Raw genomic sequence first — 4,658 nt, 5'->3', positions numbered from 1 at the left:
CCCAGCTCGCGTGCCACTTTAATGGGCGAACAGCCCAACCCTTGGGACCTTCTCCAGCCCCAGGATGTGACGAGCCGACATCGAGGTGCCAACCCCCCCCGTCGATGTGAGCTCTTGGGGGAGATCAGCCTGTTATCCCCGGAGTACCTTTTATCCTTTGAGCGATGGCCCTTCCATGCGGAACCACCGGATCACTATGCTCTACTTTCGTACCTGATCGACCTGTATGTCTCTCAGTCAAGCTCCCTTATGCCATTGCACTCTACGCACGGTTACCAAGCGTGCTGAGGGAACCTTTAGAAGCCTCCGTTACTCTTTTGGAGGCGACCACCCCAGTCAAACTACCCACCAAGCACTGTCCGTCGCTAGACGTTAGACTCTAGATAAGCAAAGGGTGGTATTTCAACAATGACTCCACAACGCCTGGCGACGCCGCTTCAAAGTCTCCCACCTATCCTACACATTACTTATCCAAAGCCAATACTAAGCTATAGTAAAGGTTCACGGGGTCTTTTCGTCCCACTGCGGGTAATCGGCATCTTCACCGATACTACAATTTCACCGAGCTCATGGCTGAGACAGTATCCAAATCGTTACACCATTCGTGCAGGTCGGAACTTACCCGACAAGGAATTTCGCTACCTTAGGACCGTTATAGTTACGGCCGCCGTTTACTGGGGCTTCATTTCAGACCTTCGAGGTAAACCTCTAAGCCCTCCACTTAACCTTCCAGCACCGGGCAGGTGTCAGGCCCTATACGTCATCTTTCGATTTAGCAGAGCCCTGTGTTTTTGATAAACAGTCGCTTGGATCTTTTCACTGCGGCCTGTATTACTACAGGCGACGCTTCTCCCGAAGTTACGCGTCTATTTTGCCTAGTTCCTTAGCCATGAATCTCTCGAGCACCTTAGAATTCTCATCCCAACTACCTGTGTCGGTTTGCGGTACGGGCTGCTTCACTTGCTTTTCTTGGAAGTCGCTTCTCTGGATTATCACCTTGGCCGTAGCCTCAGTGTACTATCGGGGCGTTACCGCTCCCTTCAACGAACTATTCCGTCAGTTCGCACCAAATATACGCCTCCGTCACTTTTAGCGTGAGCAGGTACGGGAATATTAACCCGTTGTCCATCCACTACCCCTTTCGGGTTCGCGTTAGGTCCCGACTAACCCTCAGCTGATTAGCATAGCTGAGGAAACCTTAGTCTTTCGGTGTGCGGGTTTCTCGCCCGCATTATCGTTACTTATGCCTACATTTTCTTTTGTAGCTTCTCCAGCATACCTCGCAGTACACCTTCGACGACACTACAATGCTCCCCTACCACTTTTAAAAGTCCATAGCTTCGGTAGTATGTTTATGCCCGATTATTATCCATGCCGAACCGCTCGACTAGTGAGCTGTTACGCACTCTTTAAATGAATGGCTGCTTCCAAGCCAACATCCTAGCTGTCTAAGCAGTTCAACCTCGTTTATTCAACTTAACATACATTTGGGGACCTTAGCTGATGGTCTGGGTTCTTTCCCTCTCGGACATGGACCTTAGCACCCATGCCCTCACTGCCGGTCATCATTTTATAGCATTCGGAGTTTGTCAGGAATTGGTAGGCGGTGAAGCCCCCGCATCCAATCAGTAGCTCTACCTCTATAAAACTAAACCGACGCTGCACCTAAATGCATTTCGGGGAGTACGAGCTATTTCCGAGTTTGATTGGCCTTTCACCCCTACCCACAGGTCATCCGAAGACTTTTCAACGTCAACCGGTTCGGGCCTCCACTGTGTGTTACCACAGCTTCACCCTGCCCATGGGTAGATCACACGGTTTCGCGTCTACCACTACTAACTTAAGCGCCCTGTTCAGACTCGCTTTCGCTACGGATCCGTACCTTAAGTACTTAACCTTGCTAGCAACGGTAACTCGTAGGCTCATTATGCAAAAGGCACGCCGTCACCACGAATGGCTCCGACCGCTTGTAAGCGTATGGTTTCAGGTTCTATTTCACTCCCTTATTCAGGGTTCTTTTCACCTTTCCCTCACGGTACTAGTTCACTATCGGTCTCTCAGGAGTATTTAGCCTTATGGGATGGTCCCCACAGATTCATACAGGGTTACACGTGCCCCGCACTACTCAGGATACTGCTATGGTCAATGATCTTTACCTTTACGGGGCTATCACCCTCTATGGCCGCTCTTTCCAAAGCGTTCTAGTTCATTACACGACCAACGACGCAGTCCTACAACCCCAGAATTGCCGTAACAATACTGGTTTGGGCTAATCCGATTTCGCTCGCCGCTACTATCGGAATCACTTTTGTTTTCTTCTCCTCCGGGTACTTAGATGTTTCAGTTCTCCGGGTTCGCCTCCTTACGGATGACATGTCTTCAACATGCCGGGTTGCCCCATTCGGATATCTGCGGATCAAATTGTATGTGCCAATCCCCGCAGCTTTTCGCAGCTTATCACGTCCTTCATCGCCTCTGAGAGCCTAGGCATTCCCCATACGCTCTTATTTAGCTTATTGTACTTTTGTCTTTTTAATGAGTTACAATTATTGCTCGTTACAATAATTTTGTTTTATTAAATATTTCTATCTAATTATCATGTATCTTTTTTCAATATGTCAATGAACTTATACGGCCAGTGCCGTCAGTGGAGAATACCGGAGTCGAACCGGTGACCTCCTGCGTGCAAGGCAGGCGCTCTAGCCAGCTGAGCTAATTCCCCATCTAGAACTCAGAACTTGAATTCAGAATTTCGAACCTTGAATCCCAGCTTCCAGAATTTCCTTTAATCAGTAGTCTCAGGCAGACTCGAACTGCCGACCTCTACATTATCAGTGTAGCGCTCTAACCAGCTGAGCTATGAGACTCTACTTAATTATTGATATTTTAAATTGACAGCAAAAAGAACAAACTATCCCTTTCCTTTCTTCGTTATCAGTCGTCTTTCTCTAGAAAGGAGGTGTTCCAGCCGCACCTTCCGGTACGGCTACCTTGTTACGACTTAGCCCTAGTTACCGATTTTACCCTAGGCCGCTCCTTGCGGTGACGGACTTCAGGCACTCCCAGCTTCCATGGCTTGACGGGCGGTGTGTACAAGGCCCGGGAACGTATTCACCGGATCATGGCTGATATCCGATTACTAGCGATTCCAGCTTCACGGAGTCGAGTTGCAGACTCCGATCCGAACTGTGATATGGTTTGTAGATTCGCTCCTTCTCGCGAAGTGGCTGCTCATTGTCCATACCATTGTAGCACGTGTGTAGCCCAGGACGTAAGGGCCGTGATGATTTGACGTCATCCCCACCTTCCTCGCGGTTTGCACCGGCAGTCTTGCTAGAGTTCCCATCTTTACATGCTGGCAACTAACAACAGGGGTTGCGCTCGTTATAGGACTTAACCTGACACCTCACGGCACGAGCTGACGACAACCATGCAGCACCTTGTAGATGGTCCGAAGAAATAGCTGTCTCCAGCTAATGCAATCTACATTTAAGCCCTGGTAAGGTTCCTCGCGTATCATCGAATTAAACCACATGCTCCACCGCTTGTGCGGGCCCCCGTCAATTCCTTTGAGTTTCATTCTTGCGAACGTACTCCCCAGGTGGGTCACTTATCACTTTCGCTTAGCCACTCAGACCGAAGTCCGAACAGCTAGTGACCATCGTTTACGGCGTGGACTACCGGGGTATCTAATCCCGTTCGCTCCCCACGCTTTCGTCCATCAGTGTCAATATATTGTTAGTGATCTGCCTTCGCAATCGGTATTCTATGTAATATCTATGCATTTCACCGCTACACTACATATTCTAACCACTTCACAATAATTCAAGACCGGCAGTATCAAAGGCAGTTCTACAGTTGAGCTGCAGGATTTCACCTCTGACTGACCAATCCACCTACGGACCCTTTAAACCCAATGATTCCGGATAACGCTTGCATCCTCCGTATTACCGCGGCTGCTGGCACGGAGTTAGCCGATGCTTATTCTTACAGTACCGTCAGCTCTCCACACGTGGAAAGGTTTCTTCCTGTACAAAAGCAGTTTACAACCCATAGGGCAGTCTTCCTGCACGCGGCATGGCTGGATCAGGCTTCCGCCCATTGTCCAATATTCCTCACTGCTGCCTCCCGTAGGAGTCTGGTCCGTGTCTCAGTACCAGTGTGGGGGATCCCCCTCTCAGGGCCCCTATCTATCGTTGCCTAGGTGTGCCGTTACCACACCTACTAGCTAATAGAACGCATACTCATCTCCTACCGCCGAAACTTTAATTATAAACCGATGCCGGTTTATAATGCCATGGGGTATTAATCTTCATTTCTAAAGGCTATCCCCCTGTAAGAGGTAGATTGTATACGCGTTACGCACCCGTGCGCCACTCGTCAGCGGAAAAGCAAGCTTTTCCCTGTTACCGTTCGACTTGCATGTGTTAGGCCTGCCGCTAGCGTTCATCCTGAGCCAGGATCAAACTCTTCATCGTTAAATCTTAAATATTTATTCAACGACCGATTCAGAATTTCCAAAGTACTCATGATGGTTCGTTCTCTTGTCGACCAAAACCGTTTCCGGTCCCAATCTTACGCTGTCAATTCAATATGTTAATGAACTTTTTCTGTTCCCTAAAACTGCCCTTCGGCGTTTAAGCGGGTGCAAATATAAA

The 4,658-nt window shown here is 48.9% G+C and carries 2 tRNA genes and 2 rRNA genes; all 4 read right to left on the bottom strand.

The annotated features are described in order from the left end of the window. Positions 1-2,518: ribosomal RNA gene (locus DUZ96_RS00060) — 23S ribosomal RNA — on the bottom strand; the annotation flags it as partial. Positions 2,519-2,648: 130 nt separating this feature from the next. Continuing rightward, positions 2,649-2,722, bottom strand: a tRNA-Ala gene (locus tag DUZ96_RS00055). 71 nt (positions 2,723-2,793) lie between these two features. Continuing rightward, a tRNA-Ile gene (locus DUZ96_RS00050) sits at positions 2,794-2,867 on the bottom strand. An 85-nt stretch (positions 2,868-2,952) separates the two neighbouring features. Further along, positions 2,953-4,478 (bottom strand): 16S ribosomal RNA (locus DUZ96_RS00045). Positions 4,479-4,658: the final 180 nt, after the last annotated feature.

It is taken from the genome of Winogradskyella sp. KYW1333, assembly GCF_003335675.1.
GTDB lineage: Bacteria > Bacteroidota > Bacteroidia > Flavobacteriales > Flavobacteriaceae > Winogradskyella.
The sequence above is the reverse complement of the archived record's forward strand: the minus strand, read 5'-3'. Positions and strand labels throughout refer to the sequence as shown.